2 protein-coding genes and 1 tRNA gene are annotated in these 2,156 nt (G+C 66.2%); 2 read left to right on the forward strand and 1 reads right to left on the reverse strand.

What is annotated here, in order from left to right; all coding sequences use genetic code 11:
• Positions 1 to 243: 243 nt before the first annotated feature.
• Positions 244 to 318: transfer RNA gene (locus ACFTZB_RS45225), tRNA-Thr, on the reverse strand.
• Positions 319 to 390: 72 nt separating this feature from the next.
• Between ACFTZB_RS45225 and ACFTZB_RS45230 the strand changes: the two genes are divergently transcribed.
• Both ACFTZB_RS45230 and ACFTZB_RS45235 read left to right on the forward strand, forming a co-directional pair.
• Positions 391 to 771, forward strand: a complete 381-nt coding sequence (locus ACFTZB_RS45230) for a nuclear transport factor 2 family protein (RefSeq protein ID WP_072947940.1) — start codon at positions 391 to 393, stop codon at positions 769 to 771.
• Position 772: 1 nt separating this feature from the next.
• Positions 773 to 2,156: threonine/serine exporter ThrE family protein (locus tag ACFTZB_RS45235; RefSeq protein WP_378442474.1), on the forward strand; the 1,384-nt coding region annotated here is incomplete at its 3' end.

The following is a 2,156-nucleotide window of genomic DNA, read 5'->3' on the forward strand; positions in this document are numbered from 1 at the left end:
GCCGCCCAATCAACCGTGCCTAAAGCAGCCACCCCTCTCACAGCCAGTGAGAACGTGAGCAGCAAACCCGCGTCCTTCAGGACCGGGTAGTTGATTTGCATGAAGCCATCGTCAAGGACCGGCGGGTTCGGAAACAGGGACCCCAGGGTGACGAACTGCCCACCCGGGGGTGAGCGTGCGGGAAACGACAGAGGGCCACCTTCCGGGGAAGGTGGCCCTCTGTGTGCGGAGACGATTCCGCGGTGGAGCCCCCTGTCAGGATTGAACTGACGACCGCTCGCTTACAAGGCGAGTGCTCTACCACTGAGCTAAGGAGGCGGACACGCGCGCCCATCATATCCATTGCAGGAACGTCGGCTACTTCCGCCCACATTGGATAGCGTTGGAGCCATGAGTACCTCGGAGATCGCCACCGTCCTCGCTTGGCACGACGCCCTCAACTCCGGCGACATCGACACTCTGCTGTCGCTGTCGAGCGACGACATCGAGATGGGTGGGCCGAAAGGCGCGACCCAGGGCCTGGCGGCGCTGCGGGAATGGGCGTCCACCGCGGGCATCACGCTGAATCCGCAGCGAATGTATTACTACGACGGAGTGCTGGTGGTCGAACAGCAGGCGACGTGGGCCACGGACCCGGAAGAGACGCGTATCCTTGCCTCTGCATTCCGTGTCGTCCACGATCAGGTCATCTCCACGTTCCGCCACGAGACACTCGAGTCTGCACTCTCCGCTACCGATCTGACCGAGAAAGACCTTGTCTCCGACACGTAGTATGTCCAAGCTCACAGAATCCCTCCAACGTCTCACAGGCGACCGTCGCGCAACGGTCGATGCGGTCACCGCTGCACCCACACCGCTGCAGCCGATCGACCTCACCGACGATGCGGTCGTCGCCGAAGTACTCGACCTCGCCGTGCGAGTCGGTGAAGTGCTCCTCGCGTCCGGCACCGGTGCGATGGACACCGCCGAGCAGGTGCAGTTCATCGCCGCCACGTACGGCCTCGCCCAGTGCGATGTGGATGTCACGTACAACTCCATCGTGCTGTCGGCGTACCGCGGGCCCACCCTCCCGCCGGCGAGCACGATGCGGATCGTGCACTACCGCTCGATGGACTTCACCCGGCTCGCGGCGGTCGACCGTCTCACCCGGCGCATCCGCCGGGAAGCGGTCACCCCCGGCGAGGCGCACGAGGCCCTGACCGCGGTCACCACGGCGCCGCACCCGTACAACCGCTGGATCGCGACGCTCGCCTGGGCGTCCATGGCCGCGTCGGTGTCCGTGTTGATGGGTGGTGGGGTGCTCGTGGCATCCGTCGCCTTCCTGACGACGATGGTGATCTACCGGGTCAACCGCGTTCTCAACCGCATCGGTCTGCCGTTCTTCTTCCAGCAGGTGGCGGGCGGTCTGGTGGCCGCGACCCCGGCGGCGACGCTCTACACGTTCCAGGATCAGCTGGGTGTCGAGATCAGACCGTCGCAGATCATTTCGGCCGGTGTGGTGGTGCTGTTGTCCGGGCTGTCACTGGTCGGTTCCGTGCAGGACGCCATCACGGGAGCACCGATCACGGCGGCGGCGCGATTCTTCGAAGTGGTCATGATGACCGGCGGCATCATCGCCGGTGTGGCCATCTCGCTGCGTCTGACCGGCGTGCTGGGCTCGACGCTGCCCCCGGTCAACGTCGAGATCACCGAACTCGTACAACTCCCTGTGCTGGTGATGTCGGGCGCTTTCGCCTCGATGTTCTATGCGCTGGCCTGTTACGCCGAGCAGCGAGCCCTCACGGCCGCCTGGTTCGGTGGCGCGGCCGGCGCGCTCGTGTACATGGTGGCGCACCAGTTCGGGATCGGCCCGATCATCGGTTCGGCACTCGCCGCCACCGTGGTCGGCTTCGCCGGTGGTCTGATGGCCCGCCGCGCACTCACGCCGCCGTTGGTCGTCGTGGTGGCGGGTATCACGCCGCTGCTGCCGGGTCTGTCGCTGTACCGGGGTCTGTACGCCCTGCTCAACAACGAGGTCGTGATCGGACTGGGCTCGCTGCTGGCGGCGTTCGGTATCGGTTGCGCGCTCGCGGCCGGCGTCACCCTCGGCGAATGGATCGCCCGGACCCTGCGGAGGCCGCGCATCCTGCGCCGCACAGACGACATCCGCCGCCCCG

Origin of the sequence: Rhodococcus sp. NPDC057014, from assembly GCF_042673295.1 — a bacterium.
Taxonomy (GTDB): domain Bacteria; phylum Actinomycetota; class Actinomycetes; order Mycobacteriales; family Mycobacteriaceae; genus Rhodococcus_F.